Origin of the sequence: Gilliamella sp. B3022 (assembly GCF_028751545.1) — a bacterium.
GTDB lineage: Bacteria > Pseudomonadota > Gammaproteobacteria > Enterobacterales > Orbaceae > Gilliamella.
The window spans coordinates 1,158,201-1,178,380 of record NZ_CP071867.1 but is presented as its reverse complement, the minus strand read 5'-3'; the positions used below and the strand labels follow the sequence as shown (position 1 = coordinate 1,178,380).

General features: G+C 34.3%; 20 protein-coding genes. 12 read left to right on the top strand and 8 right to left on the bottom strand.

What is annotated here, in order from left to right; all coding sequences use genetic code 11:
- Positions 1-2 precede the first annotated feature (2 nt).
- Both J4T76_RS05310 and asd read left to right on the top strand, forming a co-directional pair.
- On the top strand, positions 3-437 hold the full coding sequence (locus tag J4T76_RS05310; RefSeq protein WP_267345841.1) for a PTS sugar transporter subunit IIA: 435 nt from the start codon (positions 3-5) through the stop codon (positions 435-437).
- Positions 438-685: 248 nt separating this feature from the next.
- Positions 686-1,789, top strand: coding sequence for an aspartate-semialdehyde dehydrogenase (gene asd, locus J4T76_RS05305; protein WP_267341109.1), 1,104 nt, complete (start codon positions 686-688; stop codon positions 1,787-1,789).
- Between the two features lie 46 nt (positions 1,790-1,835).
- Here the strand turns inward: asd and J4T76_RS05300 are convergent, their stop codons facing one another.
- The 3 genes from J4T76_RS05300 to nagB are packed head-to-tail and all read right to left on the bottom strand — an operon-like array spanning position 1,836 to position 5,064.
- Entirely contained in the window at positions 1,836-3,068 is a 1,233-nt protein-coding gene (locus tag J4T76_RS05300; protein WP_267341108.1) for an ROK family protein, read from the bottom strand.
- Positions 3,069-3,103: 35 nt separating this feature from the next.
- Complete coding sequence (gene nagA, locus J4T76_RS05295) at positions 3,104-4,246, bottom strand: N-acetylglucosamine-6-phosphate deacetylase (RefSeq protein ID WP_267341106.1); 1,143 nt, start codon at positions 4,244-4,246, stop codon at positions 3,104-3,106.
- A gap of 11 nt (positions 4,247-4,257) precedes the next feature.
- Positions 4,258-5,064 carry a glucosamine-6-phosphate deaminase gene (gene nagB / locus J4T76_RS05290; protein WP_267341105.1) on the bottom strand — a complete coding sequence of 269 codons (807 nt, stop codon included), beginning with the start codon at positions 5,062-5,064 and terminating at the stop codon, positions 4,258-4,260.
- A 242-nt stretch (positions 5,065-5,306) separates the two neighbouring features.
- Here nagB and nagE point away from each other — a divergent pair, with 242 nt between their 5' ends.
- Positions 5,307-6,785 carry an N-acetylglucosamine-specific PTS transporter subunit IIBC gene (gene nagE, locus J4T76_RS05285; protein WP_267341104.1) on the top strand — a complete coding sequence of 493 codons (1,479 nt, stop codon included), beginning with the start codon at positions 5,307-5,309 and terminating at the stop codon, positions 6,783-6,785.
- A gap of 188 nt (positions 6,786-6,973) precedes the next feature.
- On the opposite strand, the gene tusC is transcribed toward nagE, so the two are convergent.
- From tusC to fkpA, 3 genes are read right to left on the bottom strand one after another with little or no spacing between them, the layout of a single operon-like run.
- The gene (gene tusC, locus J4T76_RS05280) at positions 6,974-7,327 is read right to left on the bottom strand and encodes a sulfurtransferase complex subunit TusC (RefSeq protein ID WP_267341103.1); all 354 of its coding nucleotides are present in this window, start codon (positions 7,325-7,327) and stop codon (positions 6,974-6,976) included.
- 15 nt (positions 7,328-7,342) lie between these two features.
- Positions 7,343-7,711 (bottom strand): sulfurtransferase complex subunit TusD, encoded by a 369-nt coding sequence (gene tusD, locus J4T76_RS05275; protein ID WP_267341101.1) that lies wholly within the window; start codon positions 7,709-7,711, stop codon positions 7,343-7,345.
- A 17-nt stretch (positions 7,712-7,728) separates the two neighbouring features.
- The gene (gene fkpA, locus J4T76_RS05270; protein ID WP_267341099.1) at positions 7,729-8,547 is read right to left on the bottom strand and encodes an FKBP-type peptidyl-prolyl cis-trans isomerase; all 819 of its coding nucleotides are present in this window, start codon (positions 8,545-8,547) and stop codon (positions 7,729-7,731) included.
- A gap of 236 nt (positions 8,548-8,783) precedes the next feature.
- On the opposite strand from fkpA, the gene fabZ reads away from it, so the two are divergent.
- From fabZ to rnhB, 4 genes are read left to right on the top strand one after another with little or no spacing between them, the layout of a single operon-like run.
- The gene (gene fabZ / locus J4T76_RS05265) at positions 8,784-9,230 is read left to right on the top strand and encodes a 3-hydroxyacyl-ACP dehydratase FabZ (RefSeq protein ID WP_267341098.1); all 447 of its coding nucleotides are present in this window, start codon (positions 8,784-8,786) and stop codon (positions 9,228-9,230) included.
- Between the two features lie 42 nt (positions 9,231-9,272).
- On the top strand, positions 9,273-10,052 hold the full coding sequence (gene lpxA, locus J4T76_RS05260) for an acyl-ACP--UDP-N-acetylglucosamine O-acyltransferase (protein WP_267355947.1): 780 nt from the start codon (positions 9,273-9,275) through the stop codon (positions 10,050-10,052).
- The gene (gene lpxB, locus J4T76_RS05255; RefSeq protein ID WP_267355945.1) at positions 10,052-11,194 is read left to right on the top strand and encodes a lipid-A-disaccharide synthase; all 1,143 of its coding nucleotides are present in this window, start codon (positions 10,052-10,054) and stop codon (positions 11,192-11,194) included. The genes lpxA and lpxB overlap by 1 nt, the downstream gene beginning before the upstream one ends.
- A 38-nt stretch (positions 11,195-11,232) precedes the next feature.
- Complete coding sequence (gene rnhB / locus J4T76_RS05250; RefSeq protein ID WP_416380263.1) at positions 11,233-11,820, top strand: ribonuclease HII; 588 nt, start codon at positions 11,233-11,235, stop codon at positions 11,818-11,820.
- Positions 11,821-12,478: 658 nt separating this feature from the next.
- Here the strand turns inward: rnhB and J4T76_RS05245 are convergent.
- On the bottom strand, positions 12,479-13,768 hold the full coding sequence (locus J4T76_RS05245) for an NAD(P)/FAD-dependent oxidoreductase (RefSeq protein WP_267354781.1): 1,290 nt from the start codon (positions 13,766-13,768) through the stop codon (positions 12,479-12,481).
- A 338-nt stretch (positions 13,769-14,106) separates the two neighbouring features.
- On the opposite strand from J4T76_RS05245, the gene J4T76_RS05240 reads away from it, so the two are divergent.
- The 5 genes from J4T76_RS05240 to rraA all read left to right on the top strand — a co-directional run bounded on the left by J4T76_RS05240 (position 14,107) and on the right by rraA (position 18,954).
- Complete coding sequence (locus J4T76_RS05240) at positions 14,107-15,078, top strand: HlyD family secretion protein (protein WP_267341092.1); 972 nt, start codon at positions 14,107-14,109, stop codon at positions 15,076-15,078.
- Positions 15,060-16,199, top strand: a complete 1,140-nt coding sequence (locus J4T76_RS05235; RefSeq protein ID WP_267341091.1) for an ABC transporter permease — start codon at positions 15,060-15,062, stop codon at positions 16,197-16,199. The genes J4T76_RS05240 and J4T76_RS05235 overlap by 19 nt, the downstream gene beginning before the upstream one ends.
- Before the next feature lie 14 nt (positions 16,200-16,213).
- Complete coding sequence (locus J4T76_RS05230) at positions 16,214-17,371, top strand: ABC transporter permease (protein WP_267341090.1); 1,158 nt, start codon at positions 16,214-16,216, stop codon at positions 17,369-17,371.
- Between the two features lie 102 nt (positions 17,372-17,473).
- Positions 17,474-18,376 carry a 1,4-dihydroxy-2-naphthoate polyprenyltransferase gene (locus tag J4T76_RS05225; protein ID WP_267354785.1) on the top strand — a complete coding sequence of 301 codons (903 nt, stop codon included), beginning with the start codon at positions 17,474-17,476 and terminating at the stop codon, positions 18,374-18,376.
- 89 nt (positions 18,377-18,465) lie between these two features.
- Complete coding sequence (gene rraA / locus J4T76_RS05220; protein ID WP_267341087.1) at positions 18,466-18,954, top strand: ribonuclease E activity regulator RraA; 489 nt, start codon at positions 18,466-18,468, stop codon at positions 18,952-18,954.
- Positions 18,955-19,040: 86 nt separating this feature from the next.
- On the opposite strand, the gene dprA is transcribed toward rraA, so the two are convergent.
- Positions 19,041-20,144 (bottom strand): DNA-processing protein DprA, encoded by a 1,104-nt coding sequence (gene dprA, locus J4T76_RS05215; protein ID WP_267341085.1) that lies wholly within the window; start codon positions 20,142-20,144, stop codon positions 19,041-19,043.
- Positions 20,145-20,180: the final 36 nt, after the last annotated feature.

Here is a 20,180-nt window from a genome sequence, read left to right as displayed (position 1 = left end):
CAATGATTGCTGTATTAGTAAGTACCCATGGTTCATCAGCTAAAAGCCTAGTTGAATCAGCAGAAATGATCTGTGGTAAACAAACTCTATGTGAAGCTGTATCGTTCTCAATGGGACAATCATTAGATGACTTTCAACAGCAAATTGAGCATCAAATTAAGCTGTTATCGCAGCAATGTCCACAAATTTTATGCTTAGTTGATTTAAAAGGTGGCACACCATTTAATACATTGGTTAAGCAAATGGCTGATCACCAAAATTTAGAGGTAATAACTGGTGTTAATATACCAATGTTGTTAACAACTTTTATGCTAAGAACTGATGAAATTAGTCTAAATGACTTATTATCAGAAATCATTGAAGCATCGGTACAAGGCATTGAGCGGTATAATATTGCTTCAATAATGAACAATAATATCCAAGATGAGGACTTTTAAACATTCTATTTGACAGTAAAGCATAAAACTTGTTGTGAAAAGGCAGATCAATTTTTTATAAGCAATAAAAATATGATTTGCCTTTATTCATGAATAAATCAATTTAAATTAAACTTAACGTATATAACACCACGTTATCCTATCAGTGCCTATAAAAATAATTCTTATCTTACTTGTTTTATGGCAATATTTTGTTTTAATAGTAGATAATCTTTACCTATATAACATCTACTTATTGGAAATAAACTATGAAAAATGTTGGTTTTGTTGGTTGGCGTGGAATGGTTGGTTCTGTTCTTATGCAACGTATGGTTGAAGAACATGATTTTGATTATATCAATCCTGTTTTCTTTTCTACATCACAAGCTGGTCAAGCTGCACCTACTTTTAACGGTAAAACAGGAACATTACAAAGCGCAGATAATATTGATGCATTAAAATCATTAGATATGATTGTGACTTGCCAAGGTGGTGATTATACTTCTGAAATTTATAAAAAATTGCGTGCAACGGGCTGGCAAGGTTATTGGATTGATGCAGCTTCAACTCTACGAATGGAAGATGAGGCTATTATTGTTCTTGATCCAGTCAATAAAGCTAATATTCATAAAGCGTTAGATAGAGGTATCAAAACCTTTGTTGGTGGGAACTGTACGGTAAGTTTGATGTTAATGTCATTAGGTGGGCTGTTTGCTGAAAATTTAGTTGATTGGATATCCGTTTCGACTTACCAAGCCGCTTCTGGCGGTGGAGCTCGCCATATGCGGGAGTTATTAACACAAATGGGAATGCTTAATGCTGAAGTAGCTAAAGAGCTTCAAGATCCTCGCTCATCTATTTTAGATATTGAACGCAAAGTTACCCAAAAAATGCGAGATGGCAGCCTACCAACCGATAATTTTGGGGTCCCATTAGCCGGTAGTTTAATTCCTTGGATTGATAAAGCTTTAGACAATGGTCAAAGTAAAGAAGAATGGAAAGGCCAAGCTGAAACCAATAAAATTTTAAATACTAGCCAGATTATTCCAGTTGACGGTCTTTGTGTTCGTATTGGTGCATTACGTTGTCATAGTCAATCGTTTACGATTAAGCTTAAAAAAGACATCAGTGTTCCAGAAGTTGAAAAATTACTTGCTGCGCATAATGATTGGGTTAAAGTTATTCCAAACGATCGAGATCTTTCAATGCGTGAGCTGACTCCTGCTGCTGTTACAGGTACATTAACTACACCTGTTGGGCGTTTACGTAAACTTAATATGGGTAAAGATTATTTATCAGCCTTTACTGTTGGTGATCAATTATTATGGGGTGCGGCTGAACCATTAAGAAGAATGCTTCGTATTTTAGCTTAATTAACAAAAAAGCCCAATTAATGGGCTTTTTTATATTAAACATGTACTAGATTGTCACAGTGTTTTCTAACAACAACATCAGGAGCGAACCGTTGAATAATGCTTGTTGTACTAATGCAAATGCACCAATTGCGGATCGGTCATCAAGTGATGAACAATTGATAGTAAGATTTTTTCTTAATTCCTCTAAACTTTGTGCATTTAATGCGCTGTTTACCGCATTTAACAATACTTCTGGTGATTTAGTTAATTCACCCGCTAACACAATTCGTTGCGGATTAAAAATATTTACCATCATTGCAACCGCACGACCAAGATTCTCACCAGCATCTTTGACTAACTTTATTGCCAGTTCATCACCTTGATTTGCATAATGACAAATATTAGCTATATTACATTCGTCCCGAGATAATCTGGTTGGGTAGCCTTGTTCAATCATCTGTTTTGCACGATGTTCAATAGCATCATTGACTACACGATTTTCTAAGCAACCAAAATTACCACAGTGGCATCGATCACCTAACGCATCAACTTGAATATGACCAACTTCACAACCACTTTGATTATGATTTGTCAGTAATTGTTGATTAACAATAACACCTGATCCGACCCCCCGATGGACACGAATGAGAATAGAATCATCCACATTTTGTGTCGTACCAAAATAACTTTCAGCTAAAGCTAAACTTTGAATATCATTCCCTAAAAAGATTGAAACATTGAATTGTTTTTGTAGTTCTTCAGCTAATGACCATTCTTTAACTTGAATATGAGGAGTATAACGAACAATACCATGTACAGAATCAATCAATCCAGGAAGAACTACGGATATTGCTATAAGATTTTTAATTCTTTTACTGTTATCTTGGATAAATTGCTCAATTAATCCAATCAAATATTTTTGCGTAAATTCCTGAGTGAAGTGCGTTAATGGACATACACTCGATGCTAAACAATTACCACCAATATCATAAAGCTCAATTGTTACATGTGAACGGCTGAGCTGAACAGCAATAGTCTGATAATAGTTGAATTTAGCTTCAATTGAAACGGCAGGACGACCTCCCGTTGATTGTTGTGCATCAACCTCTCTAATCAGTTTTTTCTTAATCAATTGGCGAGTAATTTTAGTAATGCTGGCTGGCGCTAAATGGCTAATTTCAGCCAATTGAATACGAGAAATAGGAGCATGCTGAACAATCAAACGATAAATCATGGCATAATTTAGCTGTTTGATAAGATCAGCATTTCCAACTAAGTTTAGATAATTAAAGGTCATATGATATCTCAATATTTCATTAATTATCTTATATTTTAGCTGTTGATCTCTCCATTAACAACCGTTTTAATAATAGTAAAGTTACGGTCAAAAACAACTAAGTTGGCTATTTTACCTTCGCTAACGCTACCAAGAGTTTTATCAACACCGATTGCTTTAGCAGGATAAAGCGTTGCCATTCTTAATGCCTCATCCAATGCAATACCAACATGTTCGACTGCATTTTTCACTGCATCAATCATCGTTAAAGCTGATCCCCCTAATGTACCTTTTTCATCAACACAACGACCGTCTTTATAATAAATGGTTTTGCCTGCAAATACTCCTGAGGATAAATTCGAACCAGCTAATAACATAGCATCAGTAATTAAAATCAAGTGATCTTGTTTGATTTTATGACTATTTCGAATATTTGCCCAGCTAACATGTTGCCCATCGGCAATAATGCCAACATAAACATCAGATTCATCATAAATTGCACCCACTACACCGGGTTCTCGCCCAGTGATATAAGGCATAGCATTGAATAAATGCGTGCCTAGACGAATACCAGCATTAAAACCTCGTCGACAATCATCATAATGACCATTGGAATGACCTACCGATACATGAATTCCTGCGTTAACCAGTTGTTTAATAAAATTATTTTCAACTTTTTCTGGTGCTAGAGTAATAATTTTAATAACATCAGCATTATCACAAAGAAAGTCGATCATTTCTTGCGATGGTTGACGGATGATATTTTCATCATGGATACCTTTCTTTTCAGGATTAATATAGGGTCCTTCAAGATGTAAACCAAGTGCTTGATTAGGGTGTTTAATTAAATATTCACGCATCACATTTACCGCTTTTATCATGAATTCATCCGTCGATGTAATTAAAGTCGGTAAATAGCTCGTACATCCATAAGCAAGATTAGTCGCTTGCATTTTTTCTAATGTTTCAATACTTAATGCATCGAGTGTTTCATTAAATTGCACGCCACCACAACCATTGACTTGAATATCAATAAACCCAGGCGCAACAATAGCATTTTGTAAATCTTCAATAGTGATACTTGCAGATAGTTCGTCTTGTTTACAGATTTTGGTAATCTTATCGCCGTCGATAATAACGGCGTGATTTTCAAGAATTTCATAACCTGTATAGATACGACAATTTGTTAATGCGTACATTGATTTATCCTTTATAAAACGGTCACTTTTAGATTATCAGCTTCCATTTGTTTAAAATATTTTAAGGTTTTTACTTTAAGATCATCAGTACTTGGCTCATCACAAACAATAAGGGATGCTGGATGCATTTGTAACGCAGTGACAGTCCAAAGGTGATTAACTGATCCTTCAACTCCAGCCTGCAGTGCTAAACTCTTGTTATGACCACAAACTAATAAAATCACTTCTTGTGCATCCATTAACGTTGCAACGCCAATAGTCAGTGCATGTTTTGGCACTTGATTAACATCATTATCAAAAAAACGAGAGTTAGCAATTCGTGTATCTTCGGTTAATGTTTTAATTCGAGTACGAGAGCAAAGTGAAGAACCTGGTTCGTTAAAAGCAATATGTCCATCTTGACCAACGCCACCAACGAACACATTGATTTTACCATAAGTTTTAATTTTCTCTTCATACTGACGGCATTCTTCGTCAATATCTACTGCATTACCATTTAATATATGGATGTTGTTTTTATCAATATCAATATGGTTAAAGAAATTTTCATACATAAATGTGTGATAACTTTCTGGATGATCTTCAGGAAGTCCTACGTATTCATCCATATTAAACGTAACCACATGTTTAAAACTTACCTTACCTGCTTTATATTGTTTAATAAGTTGTTGATACATGACCAACGGTGAGCTTCCTGTTGGTAATCCTAAAACAAACGGACGATCCGCTGTCGGTTTGAAATCATTAATTTTGTTCACAATGCGCTGTGCCACCCAAGCACCAACTTCTTGTGCATTTTGTAAAGGAATAAGCCTCATGAGATAATACCTCTTTTGATATAATAAAATAACTTCTTTTTTTTATAAGTAAAATATGTTAATAGTATTTTACTATATTAACTAAATTAATCAAAAAAAATCGTGACATAAGTCACATTAAACACATAATTAATTTGCGAAGTAAAATAATATAGAGTGAAATAGTACTGAATCATTTATATTCACTTAAAGATGATAATATCATCTTTAAGATTTCCCCCAAAATTATATGAGGTAAACTTATGGGAATTTTAGCTTATTTGCAACGTATCGGGCGCTCGCTTATGGTGCCTGTAGCAGTTTTACCTGCGGCTGCAATACTACTCGGCATTGGATACTGGATTGATCCTCAAGGATGGGGACAAAATAGTATTGTTGCTGCTTTTTTAATTAAATCTGGTGGTGCAATTATCGATAATATGGCGATACTATTTGCCATTGGTATCGCATATGGCATGTCTAAAGATAAAGATGGCGCTGCTGCACTAAGTGGCTTAGTTGGTTTTTTAGTCATCACAACATTACTATCTCCAGATTCAGTATCATTATTAACTAACACACCAATTGATAACGTTTCTAAAGCTTTTAATAAAATTAATCAAAACCAATTTATTGGTATTTTAGTCGGTGTAATTTCTTCTGAAATATATAACCGTTTTAGTAATATTGAGTTACATAGAGCGCTTGCATTTTTTAGTGGTAAACGTCTGGTACCTATCCTTGTTTCATTTGTAATGCTATTTGTTGCTTTTGTAATGCTTTACATTTGGCCAAATATTTATCAAGCCTTAGTTGCATTTGGTAATGAAATTAAAGGATTAGGAGCAATTGGTGCAGGTATCTATGGCTTTTTTAATCGTCTACTTATTCCTATTGGTTTGCATCATGCACTTAATTCAGTATTCTGGTTTAACGTTGCTGATATTAATGATATCCCTAACTTCTTAGCTGGACAAAATGCCATTGATAGCGGTAAAGCAATTGCAGGCATTACTGGTCGTTATCAAGCTGGCTTCTTCCCAATTATGATGTTTGGTTTACCAGGAGCAGCATTAGCTATGTACCATACAGCAAAAAAAGGAAATAAAGAAAAAACGGCTTCGATTATGTTAGCTGCTTCTTTCGCAGCTTTTTTTACAGGTATTACTGAACCGTTAGAATTTGCCTTTATGTTTGTAGCTCCAGTACTTTATGTAATACATGCTATTTTAACGGGTATTTCTTTGTTTATTGCTGCTAGTTTACAATGGATTTCAGGTTTTGCATTTAGCGCAGGTTTACTTGATATGTTACTGCAATCACGTAATCCATTAGCTGTACATTGGTATATGCTAATTCTTCAAGGTCTAGTGTTCTTTGTTGTTTACTATGTAGTTTTCCGTTTTGTGATTGTCAAATTCAATTTAAAAACACCGGGTCGTGAAGACGATGTGGAAACTAATCCATCAACTGAAAACACCTCACCTAAAGAAGCGGTTGGTGATGTATCGGCACTTGCAGAACAATATTTAGTCATTGTTGGTGGTAAAGAAAACCTAACGAATATTGATTCTTGTATTACACGATTACGTTTAAGTGTGAAAGACACAGATCTCGTTGATGAAGAATCAGCAAAAGCCCTTGGTGCTATGGCAGTAATTAAATTAGGGAAAACAGGTGTACAAATTGTAGTTGGTCAGCAAGCTGAAAACATCGCCGATCATATGAAAAAATTAGTATAGTAAAAAATTAATAAAATTATATTGATAAAAAAATCCACGTTTTTATATAGTCAAAAATACGTGGATTTTTTATTTCATTCCTTTTCAATCTCATAAAAATAACATTAACCCTAATCCATTGAATATCACTATTTATAAATCTTATATGTAAAAAAATTTCAGGTTATGTATATGTTTAAGTATAAAAATTAGAATGTTAAAATTACTTCTTGAATAGTTAATAATTGGTTTAATGATTGGTTATTAATAACTTTACAAGCAATATTATGTGTTACCTTAGCAAGGTTTCTCGCATTAAGTGAAGATTTGCAGACATACACATCTTCAATATCATAAAGTTCAAGCATATTTAATGTCGCAATATAATCACGCATTAAAATTTGTTCTGGAGATTGGTTAGGTAACAGATGAAATACACCATCATCAACAAAAAAGACAGAAATATGATTAATTGCCGATGCAGCCAACGCAATATCCAACGCTTCTCGACCTTTAGCATTACCATGAGGTGGAGAACTAATAATAATTGCAACTTTTTTCATTTGATAGCCTTAGTACTAAAATTGAATAGTTCGATCTGTTTCGGCAATAGATACACTTAATTCACCAAGACCTGTTAACTGGAAATTATCCGCAAGATTTTTTTCAATAATTCCTCGTCTTTGAGCGGCGGCAACACAAATAGTTAACGTTAAAGAATATTCTTTGGCTAGCGTTTGCCATGCCGTAACTAAATCAAATTCATCACTAGCAGGATCGGTAAACCGATTACCATTATAAATACCATCTGCATAAAAAAAGATATTTTTAATCGTATGGGAAGTTCTAGATAGCAAAGTTTGTGCAAATTGATAGGCACAATAAGCAGATTGGGTCCCATATGCAGGACCCATAATAACAAGTGTATAACTTAATGAATCTTTCAAAATCAATCAGTTAAATTTTATTTTGCGTTATCATTGACTTTATTTTGATCGGGTTTTGATTGTTCAGCTTTATCATTGTTATCGCCGTCAATACCAAGTAATTCAACTTCAAACACTAATGTTGATGCTGGTTGAATCCCAACTTTATCATCTTGACCCGGAAAGCTTTGATCTCCATAAGCTAAATCTGGTGGTACAACAAGTTTGATTTTACCACCAACACCAATTAATTGAATTCCTTCAGTCCAACCTTTAATTACGGCATTAAGAGGGAAAGTTGCAGTTTCACCTCGGTCATAAGAACTATCGAATTTACGACCATCTGTCAAAGTACCGGTATAATGAACAATAACAGTATCATCAGCTTTTGGATGGCGATTCGAACCTTCTTTAATAACTTGATAAAGTAATCCTGATTTAGTTTGTTTAACATCTTTTTGTTTAGCAAATTCTTCACGGAATTTATCACCAGCAGCGGTGTTTTCCGTTTTTTCTTTTTCAAAACGAGCTTTGCTTTCTTCTTGAATACGTTTACCAAATGCTTCTAAAACATCTTTAACTTCATCTTTTGAAAGTTGAGAAGCACCGCGGAAAGTTTCATTAAAACCACTAATTAAATATTCTTTATCTGGATTAATTTCATTTTGCTCTAAATTTGTCGCCATGTATGAAGCAAATGAAGAACCTAATGCATAAGCCTCTTTTTGTGCATCAGTTGAAATGGTCACTTTATTGGTGCTAGCATTGTTATCAGTTGTATTTTTTTTATCATCACACCCAACCAATGCTAATACGATTGCACTACTTACTAATGTCATTTTAATCAATGATTTCATACTACTTCTCCGAGTTAGAAACTTTTATATCTCAATTTATTATTCAAATTATTATAAATGATTTAATGTAAGATAATATAGTATTTACAAATCATTTATGTAAATAAATTATAATAACATAGCATAAGCAGATTCGTATAAAAGAAAAGCACTATTCAAATCATTCTTGAGTGAAAGCCGCATCCTCAGTTATAATGAGTACAATTTATAGCAAATAATGTAAAAGGATAGCTATTTTGACTACCGAACTTAATACCCTTGATATTGAAGAAATTATCAGTTTATTACCTCATCGTTATCCATTTTTAATGGTTGACCGTGTAATCAATTATGAAAAAGGTAAAACATTAAAAGCGATAAAAAATGTTACTGTAAATGAACCATTTTTTCAGGGTCATTTTCCCACTAAACCTATTTTACCCGGTGTATTAATTTTAGAAGCGATGGCGCAAGCAACTGGTATTTTGGCCTTCAAAAGTATTGAAGAACTGTCTCCCGGACAGCTTTATTACTTTGCTTCAATTGATAAAGCGCGTTTTAAACGCCCTGTTGTGCCAGGCGATCAACTCGTATTAGACGTTGAATATATCAAAGAACGTCGAGGCATTGCTTTATTCCATGGTGTTGCCACTGTTGATGGTAATTTAGTTTGCGAAGCCGAAATGATGTGTGCTCGTAAATAATATTGATTTTAAATATCCCAGAAACAGTATTAAGGAAAGGCTATGGCAACGGAAATACATCCAAGTTCAGTAATAGAAAAAGGGGCTAATATTGGCAATAATGTTAAAATTGGGCCTTTTTGCTTTGTTGGTGAGAATGTTGAAATTGGTGATGGGACTTTTTTAAAATCACATGTAGTCATCAATGGTCACACTAAAATTGGTAAAGAAAATCAAATTTATCAATTTACTTCAATAGGCGAAGTTAACCAAGATTTAAAATATCGTGGTGAACCAACGCGCACTGAAATTGGTGATCGCAACATGATTCGCGAAAGTGTAACCATTCACCGTGGCACTTTACAAGGTGGTGAATTAACGCGTATTGGCAATGATAATTTATTTATGATTAATGCACATGTTGCTCATGATTGTGTTATTGGTAATAATTGTATTTTAGCCAATAATGCAACGCTTGGTGGGCATGTCCAATTAGATGATTATGTAATTATAGGTGGTATGACTGCTGTACATCAATTTTGTGTTATTGGTTCACATGTTATGGTTGGTGGATGCTCTGGTGTTGCTCAAGATGTGCCACCTTATATTATTGCCCAAGGTAATCATGCAAGCCCACACGGCGTAAATTATGAAGGTTTAAAACGCCGAGGATTTAGTAAAGAGGCTTTGCAAGCGATTCGTAATAGTTATAAAGTTCTTTATCGAAATGGCTTAACATTAGACGATGCCAAAGTAGAAATTGAAACCATAGCGAAACAAAATCCTGAAGCTCAATTATTTATTGATTTCTTTTCACGTTCAACTCGTGGCATTATCCGTTAATGATAAATAAACCATTAACAATTGCATTAGTCGCTGGGGAAACCTCTGGCGACATTCTGGGTGCTGGTTTAATTCGTGCACTCAAAAAATACTATCCCAATATTGAATTTATTGGAATTGCTGGACCACAAATGCAGGCTGAAGGATGTAAAGCTTGGTACGAAATGGATGAACTCTCGGTTATGGGGGTCATTGAAGTATTAGGTCGACTACGTCGTATTTTAGCTATTCGTCGCGATATCACTAAACGACTTATTGAGCTAAAACCTGATATTTTTATCGGTATTGATGCCCCTGATTTTAATCTTTCATTAGAAGGAAAACTTAAACAAGCTGGCATTAAAACCATTCATTATGTAAGTCCTTCGGTTTGGGCGTGGAAGCAAAAACGAGTTTTTAAAATAAAACGTAATACTAACCTTATCTTAGCTTTCTTGCCGTTTGAAAAAGCGTTTTATGATAAGTTTGATGTTCCGTGCCGTTTTATTGGTCATAAAATGGCTGATGATATCCCACTAAATCCAGATCAAAAAATAATGCGTCAGCAATTAGGCATTCCTCTCGATTGTCTTTGTTTAGCTTTATTGCCAGGAAGTCGTCATGCTGAGGTCTCTTTGCTTTCAGAACCATTTCTAAAAGCGGCACAATTATTACGCCAGCGTTATCCTAATTTGCACATTGTGGTACCTTTAGTAAATGCCAAAAGGCGTAAAGAGTTTGAAGAAATCAAAGCCAAAATCGCCCCCAATCTTAAAGTACAACTATTAGACGGTCAAGCGCGTGAAGCAATGATTTCAAGTAATGCCGCTATATTGGCATCAGGAACAGCAGCATTAGAATGTATGTTAGCCAAATGCCCAATGGTGGTAGGTTATAAAATGAAAGCTTTCACTTTTTGGTTAGCTAACAAAATAATCAAAACGCCTTATGTTTCTTTACCTAATATTTTAGCGGGTAAAGAGCTTGTACCTGAATTATTACAGCATAACTGCACACCAGAAAATATCGCCAATCATATTATCCCTTTTTTAGAAGGGGATAATACAGAAGTTAAAAATGCATTTCTCACATTGCATAAACAAATTCGTTGTAATGCTGATGAACAAGCTGCACAAGCAGTATTAGATGTTTTAAAGAATTAATGTTTGAAAATAACTCTGCTAGAGGATTTATATTGTTATTGGAATTTACTTACCCTGATACCACGTTAATAGCTGGTGTCGATGAAGTTGGAAGAGGACCGTTATGTGGCGATGTTGTTACTGCAGCAGTTATTTTAGATCCAACTAAACCTATCGTTGGTTTAACAGACTCAAAAAAACTTACTGAAAAAAAACGTGAACAGTTATTTGAAGTAATAAAAGACAATGCATTAGCTTGGTGTGTTGCCAGAGCATCTGTGGCTGAAATCGATCAATTAAATATTTTACATGCCACTATGCTGGCTATGCAGCGAGCGGTGTCTGGCTTAAAAATCAAACCCAATTATGTTTTAGTCGATGGTAATCGTTGCCCTAAATTTGGTATTCAAACTCAATCAGTCGTTAAAGGTGATCTATTAGTTGCTGAAATCAGTGCTGCATCAATTTTAGCTAAAGTTACTCGGGATCGTGAAATGGTCGAACTTGATAGATTATACCCGCAGTATGGTTTAGCCAAGCATAAGGGTTATCCAACAAAAGACCATTTAAGCGCAATTGAACAATATGGCGTTAACCATTTATATCGTAAAAGCTTTGCACCAATAAAAAAATTACTGCAATGCTAAAATCAATTATTAGTGCTTATCGCTTATCAACAGTGATTAATAATGGTGAATTAAGAGTGAAATTACGATTCTTGATAGGTTCTTTATTACCATAGTACTCTTTTAATTTTTTTAAAATAGTGATAAAAAGTTAAAAATTTTTAATTGTTTATACTTAAACAATTTTAAATTTAAATACTTTATTATAAATTTTCTAAACTAATTCTGAAAAGTAAATATAACTATAGTCCCATCAAATCAAATATTGTATGGTTTGTTTTCAAATTTTTGGGTGAGTCGTTTTTAAATTAATGATCTCTTACTGTGATGAAGTATGATTTTTTAAAAGATTTATCCAATTATCTAACTTGTATCTAAATAACTTTACTTGCTGCTTTAAAACATGAAGTTTACCATTTTTAATAAAAATGATCTCCATATAGTTATAAGGTGAGTTGGTTGCTTGCTCAGGCTTTGGTTTGGTTTGATTGAGATAATTGAAAAATAATATAACCAATTTGGTGATTGATCATTTGTTAAAGAAGTGTAGGTAGCGAATGATAAACCAAAAATAAAACGCTTCAATTGCTACCTATAAAATTTAATCGATTACGATATTAATATAATCTAAAACAGCCACTTAAAAAGTTTTAGAGGCTGTAAATCGTATTTTGAATAACTAATCCCGATTGCAGAAAATGGATGTCGATTTTGTTTTGTACATAAATTTACTGGCTCGAGCAAAACGAATCGTTTTGAAAATACCTAACAAACTTGCTTGATGCATTCGATATAACATTCGATGAATAATTAGCGCAAACCATCCTTTAACACTCATTTCACTTTTTCCGGCTATTTTAACTACACCTTGCGCGGTATCATGTAAAGAAATGATTGTGCCATTATCGGTATATTTAAATGATTTTAATGGTGTATTATCGAGCATGTTGATAATGTTCTCGTAACAAATTTTTGCCATTTGATGTGCGGCTTGAGCAGTAGGTGGTGAAGCATGACCATTGTCTTGCATAGCGTAAGCACAATCGCCGATAACAAAAATATTGTCATCACGAGAGGTTTGCAATGTTGGTTTTACCACCAATTGATTTGAACGACTTGACTCTAACCCAGCAATTTCTTTCAAATAATCAGGTGCTTTTACACCCGCAGTCCAGATCATAATATCGGCTTTGATAGTATCACCTTCTTTTGGATAAAATCCATCACTTTCAGCCTTAGTAATCATGGTCTTGGTTAATACATGGATACCTTGTTTTTCAAGTGTTTTAGTAATACTTGCCGCGGTCTTTTCTGGGAGGGCTGGTAAAATACGATCTGTTGCTTCAATAACCGATACATCTAGAAGATCGGAACACATCTTATTACGACCGCAGGCACCAAAGGCTTGCACCATATGTGGTAGTTCAGAAGCTAACTCAACGCCAGTTGCACCACCACCAACGATAGCAATCCGAATTTTGTCTTCATCCGTGCTTTGATCATTATCGATGATTGAACAAAAACTGGTAAATTTATTAATTAAGGTTTCTCGCAAGCGAATCGCTGCATTTTGATCGTCTAAGAAGATACAGTGTTCTTTAACACCAGGTGTACCAAAATCGTTAGAAGTACTACCAATGGCAATCACTAAAATGTCATAATCAATAGCTAATGATTCATCTAGATGATTGATAATCGTGATTTGTTTTTGGTCCCGATTAAGGTCAGTAAAGGTACCTTGGATAAATTCAAAATTATGCTGTTGTCCTTGAGATGCATAATAAATATTATCAACTTGCTCATCAAGTACACCCGTTGCTACTTCATGTAATAATGGTTTCCATAAATGATAACTGTTTTTATCAATTAAGGTAATTTGAGCTTTGTCCGTTTTGCCTAACTTATCACCTAGGTCAGTAGCGAGTTCTAAACCGCCGGCACCACCACCAATAATAATTATTTTTTGCATATATCAAGCCTTATTATTTCAATTACATAATATCATACTAAATAAGTAGGTTTTTATCTATTTCTTTTGACTGATAACATTCATAAATAAAATCTATTAAAATGGTGGTTTAGAATTATTGAAATTTATTTAAGGGTGAAATAGAATGTAGACCAATATAGTTGTAAATTATTCCATGTAATCTTTATTTTGGAATAAAAATTTAGCTTTGATTGTTTGAATAAAATACTATATCGTATGATATAGTATATCATTGATGACGTATGTTAATTCTTTATTGCATACAATTATCCTAGTTCTTTAGGCCTTATCTTACAATTGTCACTCAAAACAAATTTATGAATAAAAAAATTTTTATTGTTATAGCATTGATTGTTATATTAATTTCGATGACGATCTTAATCCGTGCTCATAATAGAGAGCTTCTTTTGCAAGGCGAAGTTGATGCGCCTAATGTCAGCATTTCCTCAAAAGCAAAGGGGCGAGTGCAAGTTATTCATGTCAATCGTGGCGATGATGTCAAACAAAATGATGTCTTAATTACGCTTGATAGTCCGGAGCTTTTAGCACAAGTTCGAGCGGCAGAAGCAGCACGAGATCAAGCACAAGCACAAGTAGCACTATCTGAGCATGGTACACGTGAAGAAAGTATCCGATATTATGAAGCGTTATTGGAACAAGCTAAAGTAGCTTATGACAATGCTTCAAAAGAGTACAATCGTAATAAAGCCATTTCGGCAAAAGGTTTTGTATCACAATCAATATTAGATAGTGCGCTGAAAACTCGTGATGCAGCTTATCAACAAGTTTTGTCAGCCCAAGCCAATTTAGATCAAGCTCGAAATGGTGACCGTGTTGAACAACGACAAATCTATGATGCCAAATTGAAAGAAGCTGAAGAACAACTTAAGCAATTACAGATCCAATTTGATGACTTACAAGTTAAAGCTCCAGTAGATGGAGAGATAGGTTCGATTCCAGCTGAAGTGGGAGAATTATTCAATGCTAATAGCCCACTATTAACCGTTATTCGATTACCACAAGCTTATTTTGTGTTTAATATTCGTGAAAATATTATGCCTAATATTCACAAGGGTGATCATATTAAGTTGGAAGTTCCAGCTCTTGGTAATAAAGAAGTGGAAGCGGAAGTTCGTTTTATTTCACCAATGGGTGATTATGCAACAAAACGTGCAACTCGTGCGACAGGTGATTTTGATTTAAAAACGTTTGAAATTAGACTTTATCCAACTAAACCTGTAGAAGGCTTACGCGCAGGTATGAGTACATTATGGAAAATAGACAACTAATTTTAGACTTCTGGCATCGCTTTAAAAATGCTTTTAACGATGAAATACCAGTTATATTTAAGCGATTTACTTTCCATTGGTTAATGTGGATTTTACCGCTAATTATTTTTGTTTTAATTAGTAGTATCTTTCATAAAGGTGTACTATTTGATCTACCTGTAGGCTATGTTGATCAAGATAAAAGTACTTTATCTCGTGAAATAGTACGGGATCTGAACGCTGGTGCACATGCAAATCTGATTAATTATGATAATCAGCTAAAAATGGCTGAGCATGATTTAGAGAAAGCCAAGATTTATGCCGTTCTTTATATACCACCTAATTTTGAAGCCGATGTGTTAGCTGGTCGCCAACCAACACCAATGCTTTATTATAATGCACTATATTATAGTGCAGGTTTATATTCAATAATGGATTATTCGGGATTAATTGCATCATTAAATACCCAATATCGAACCACCATGGCAACCAGTATTGGTTTGCCTGTGCCCAAACTTGCACAAGTTAATTTCAATTATGATGGGTTATTTAATGCCAGTGGTAACTCTATGTACTTCCAGCAGTTCTCTGCGGTAGTGCATCTATTACAATTATTTGTGGTTACTACAACAATTCATATTCTATCGCAATTACCTAAACGAACTCGACCTAATTATCCATTTGTATTAGGTAAACTCGCTCCTTATACCATCTGGTATACCATGTTATTGATGTTTGAAATAGCAATGCTGGTTTTATTTTCTGATGCGCGCGTATCTGGTTCGCCATTCGCTATGATGATGGTGGTTTTCTTTTATGTGATTGCAGCACAAAGTATTGGTATTTTACTTTATACATTTACCAAAACAGTATTAGATGCCTATACCTATATTGGGGTATTGGTGGGACTTGCATTAACTTATTCAGGTGTCGTGGTGCCTGAATTGTCGATGCCTTGGATAGCAAGATTTATTTCGTCACTTGAGCCTTTAACCTATGCACTCAATAAATTGTTTGATCTCTTTTTACGGCATTCAAGTTATCTATCCGTATTAAAAACCTGTAGTATTTTGATGATCTATCCAATAATAATTACAGTGTTAGTTAGGAAACGTTTAGTCAAGCGTTTACATTCACAGTAAGAGGCAATATTTGGATGCTTAAGCTATTTTTTTCTTCAGCTGTAAAAATGTTTTTCTATATGCTAATGCGACCAATGTGGTTATTGATGTTATTGTCTGTCTCGTTAATGAGTTTAGTTTATCTTAATGGTACTATCACTAATTTACCCGTTGCCATAGTCGATCAAGATCATACTGCTACGAGTCGAAGTTTAATTCGTTCTTTGAATACCAGTTCTAAAATCGATGTAGTTACTTATGAAAATTCATTAGAAGCTTATGATGATATTAACAGTCGTAAATTATTTGCGGTATTTACCATTCCAAGAAATTTTGAAAAACGTCTTTTAAACGGTGAAGAGGTAACAATTCCTGCTTATGGTGATGCCTCTAGCCGTTTAGCTAATGGTCTGATACAAGTCGATATTAAGGGAATATATCAACAAATATTAACCGAATATAATACTCGGGTAATGCGTAATGGTGGTTTTTCTGATCCGCAGATTAATATCATTTTATCGCCAATAAAAGGGCAAACGATGCCGCTTTATAATGCAGGTATCAGTTTTGCGGCGATAACCTTTCCTGGACTATTAGTCATGTTGCTGCAACACTCCTTTTTAATTGCCTCAACGAGAACCAATATCACTTTACACTCCTTGCCACAAGGCAAGCCACCAAGGATTGTTATATTCGGAAGTTTATGTGGGATTATTCCAATATGGTTATTTTTGTCTATCGTCTTATTTGGATTATGGCCATGGCTACTTGGCTATCGACAATTAGCAAGCATACCTGAAATCATTATCATGACATTTCCTCTATTATTAGGAATTTTGGGTTTAAGCAAATTGCTCACTGAATGTTTGCGTCGAACTGAGATGATCTATTTAACTTTAGCATTTTTAACAACACCAGTATTTTACTTATCTGGTACCATATGGCCACTTGATGCTATGCCTTTATGGGTTCAAACAGTATCGAGAATGCTACCATCAACATGGGCAACGAATATGATTGCAGGTGTAAATCAGATGGGTTTAGGTCTGCTAGATAATGTATCTAATATATTTATGATTCTCTTTCTCGGTGTAATGTATGGTTCACTTGGCTTTTTTATTGCGGCACTACGAGAAGGAAAAGTCAGAGGATATTTAAAAAAGCTGAAGAATTTTTTACGCCACAAAAACTAAAAAGTTAATAATAAACTGTCAATTAGTTAATGCTAAAACGTGAATATATTATCGATTACTGATATGATAAATGCTTAATTTTTAAAATAAGTAATATGTCGTATGCCCAATAAATATTATCCATGGATTATTAGTTTACGCCCAAAAACATTAGTTTTATCACTTTGCGCTATTTTGATGGGCAATGCACTTGCATATTGGCAAGGATCTTTTGATCCATTGGTTATGTTATTATCGATGATTACCGCATCGTTACTGCAAATTTTATCGAATCTAGCCAATGATTATGGCGATGTCATTAAAGGCAGTGATAAACAGAATTTAGCTGGACATAAACGAGGTTTACAGCTAGGTTTAATTACGCTTAATCAATTAAAAAAAGCATTATGGATTAATATTTTTTTATGTATTTTATTTGGACTAATTTTAATTATTTTTGCTTGTAATAATATTTATGAATTATTCTGTTTTATATTATTAGGATTATTATCTATTATTGCAGCAATAACTTATACAGTAGGTAAAAAACCTTATGGTTATATAGGTCTTGGAGACCTATCTGTACTTATCTTTTTTGGTCTAATTAGTGTAATAGGAAGCTATTACTTACAAACTAACGCATTATCAATGCCGATGATTTTACCAGCTTTAGGCTGTGGATTATTATCCGTTGCTGTATTAAATATCAATAATCTTCGTGATATCGATAGCGACAGAATGAATCATAAACGAACACTAGTAGTATTAATTGGTAAAGAGATTGGACGCTTTTATCATCTGCTACTATTGATGATCGCAATATGCTCATTTAGCTTGTTCACTTATAGTTACTTGCAAACTTATTGGGGGTGGCTATTTATGTTCAGTCTACCTTGGTTGATTAGACATATTTATGCTGTTTTTCAATTTAAAACAGCAAAAGATGCCTTCCCTTTACTATTACAGATGGTCAAACTTGCTTTATTGATTAATTTACTTTATTGTTTGGGAATAATTATGAGTTAGTTCACGTTTATTTAAATTTAATATCGTTTTACTCGATGTTAGCGTTATACTAATAGTATTAAAATACGACAGCAAAAGGAGACTTGACAATGGAGTTTGATACTTCAATTCTTTGCGATTACTACCCAGAAGATGTTAACGTAGTGGAACCTATATTTAGTAATTTTGGTGGCGTGACATCTTTTTCTGGTCAAATTGTGACAGTCAAATGTTTTGAGGATAACGGTTTACTCTTTGAAACGCTACAATCTGACGGTACGGGTAAAATTCTGGTAATAGATGGCGGTGGTTCAGTACGTCGTGCGTTAATTGATGCGGAATTAATTGACATTGCTATACAAAATCAATGGGAAGGAATTATTGTCTATGGTGCCGTCCGTCAAGTTGATTATCTGGCAGAAGCTGAAATTGGTATTCAAGCGCTTACCGCAATTCCTGTAGGTGCTGAAAATCAAGGGATTGGCGAAGTGGATATTCGGGTTAACTTTGGTGGCGTAACCTTCTTTTCGGGTGATTTTATTTATGCCGATAATACTGGCATTATTTTGTCTGAAATTGCACTAGAAATTGAAGAATAATTATTTATTCTTACCGCCGATAAATATCGGCGGCTTTATACTCAAACGCACCCATTACCTCAAACTTTTTGACAATAATTTATACATTATTTGATCGTTCGCTTGCGAATATATCCCCCAGTTACAGTCATAATCAATCCTGCTATTTCCATATCTAATAATTTACTAGTAAGTTCAGGAATCGTTAAATCAACCAAAGCTGCAATCGTATCAACAGCAATAGGTTGATGATGAATTACAGAAAAAATTTCAGGATATAAAATACTGTTATCGTGCTCATCATGATTATGTTCTTGTCGATGAATTGTTGATAAATAACGACTATAATGCTCTAAAATATCAATTGGCTCAGTTACTAAATAAGCTCCTTGCTTTATTAAATAATGCGTTCCACTACAGTTTTGATTATCAATATCACCAGGCAAAGCAAATACATCACGATTTTGCTCAAGTGCATAACGGGCAGTAATTAGTGAGCCACTTTTTTCTGAAGCTTCAACGACAAAAGTACCCAAACTTAGTCCACTAATAATTCGGTTACGTCGAGGAAAATATTCTGCTCTTGCTTTTTCAAACGGTAAAAATTCAGACACAATTGCACCATCTTGAGCCAATATATCATTTGCTAAATTTAAATTTGAGCGCGGCGCAATCTGAGCAAGCCCACTTCCCAAAACTGCAATAGTATGCCCTGACACCTCCAGTGCACCGCGATGACAAATCGCATCCAAACCCAGAGCTAGTCCGCTAGTGACTGTTAAGCCGTTAATAGCTAATTCACCAGCAAAATATCGACCCCATTGTGCGCCATATTCACTAAACTCACGGCTACCTACCATAGCAATTTGTGGGGAATGTAATAGCTTCTGGTTTCCCATAACAAATAAAAATAGCGGTGGTGAACTGATCTGCTTAAGTAGTACTGGATAATCTAAATCACAATAAGCAATCAAATCCTTTTTAGGATAAGATGTATCTAACCACTCAAGTATTGGTTCAAAATGTAAATAAGAAGTCGCTAAAAAATTGGCTTGTTGAGCTTCAGATAATGCTAATTTTTCAAGTAAAAATGGAAGATTGTTAATTTTATTAGGTAAGCCTGACTCAAAAAGCTGGCTAATTTTTTTTAATATAGCAAGCTTTCCTTGTCCAAGCATTGAAATTCGCAATAAGAATTCATATTTACTCATTATAACTTTTTGCACTCTTGTTAGATAAATTTAATA

What these genes read in the sequence shown, in the direction of transcription:
- J4T76_RS05310 (WP_267345841.1), top strand. Translation starts at nt 3, where the DNA reads ATGATTGCTGTATTAGTAAGTACCCATGGTTCATCAGCTAAAAGCCTA.
- asd (WP_267341109.1), top strand. Translation starts at nt 686, where the DNA reads ATGAAAAATGTTGGTTTTGTTGGTTGGCGTGGAATGGTTGGTTCTGTT.
- J4T76_RS05300 (WP_267341108.1), bottom strand. Translation starts at nt 3,068, where the DNA reads ATGACCTTTAATTATCTAAACTTAGTTGGAAATGCTGATCTTATCAAA.
- nagA (WP_267341106.1), bottom strand. Translation starts at nt 4,246, where the DNA reads ATGTACGCATTAACAAATTGTCGTATCTATACAGGTTATGAAATTCTT.
- nagB (WP_267341105.1), bottom strand. Translation starts at nt 5,064, where the DNA reads ATGAGGCTTATTCCTTTACAAAATGCACAAGAAGTTGGTGCTTGGGTG.
- nagE (WP_267341104.1), top strand. Translation starts at nt 5,307, where the DNA reads ATGGGAATTTTAGCTTATTTGCAACGTATCGGGCGCTCGCTTATGGTG.
- tusC (WP_267341103.1), bottom strand. Translation starts at nt 7,327, where the DNA reads ATGAAAAAAGTTGCAATTATTATTAGTTCTCCACCTCATGGTAATGCT.
- fkpA (WP_267341099.1), bottom strand. Translation starts at nt 8,547, where the DNA reads ATGAAATCATTGATTAAAATGACATTAGTAAGTAGTGCAATCGTATTA.
- lpxA (WP_267355947.1), top strand. Translation starts at nt 9,273, where the DNA reads ATGGCAACGGAAATACATCCAAGTTCAGTAATAGAAAAAGGGGCTAAT.
- lpxB (WP_267355945.1), top strand. Translation starts at nt 10,052, where the DNA reads ATGATAAATAAACCATTAACAATTGCATTAGTCGCTGGGGAAACCTCT.
- J4T76_RS05245 (WP_267354781.1), bottom strand. Translation starts at nt 13,768, where the DNA reads ATGCAAAAAATAATTATTATTGGTGGTGGTGCCGGCGGTTTAGAACTC.
- J4T76_RS05240 (WP_267341092.1), top strand. Translation starts at nt 14,107, where the DNA reads ATGAATAAAAAAATTTTTATTGTTATAGCATTGATTGTTATATTAATT.
- J4T76_RS05235 (WP_267341091.1), top strand. Translation starts at nt 15,060, where the DNA reads ATGGAAAATAGACAACTAATTTTAGACTTCTGGCATCGCTTTAAAAAT.
- J4T76_RS05230 (WP_267341090.1), top strand. Translation starts at nt 16,214, where the DNA reads ATGCTTAAGCTATTTTTTTCTTCAGCTGTAAAAATGTTTTTCTATATG.
- J4T76_RS05225 (WP_267354785.1), top strand. Translation starts at nt 17,474, where the DNA reads ATGCCCAATAAATATTATCCATGGATTATTAGTTTACGCCCAAAAACA.
- rraA (WP_267341087.1), top strand. Translation starts at nt 18,466, where the DNA reads ATGGAGTTTGATACTTCAATTCTTTGCGATTACTACCCAGAAGATGTT.
- dprA (WP_267341085.1), bottom strand. Translation starts at nt 20,144, where the DNA reads ATGAGTAAATATGAATTCTTATTGCGAATTTCAATGCTTGGACAAGGA.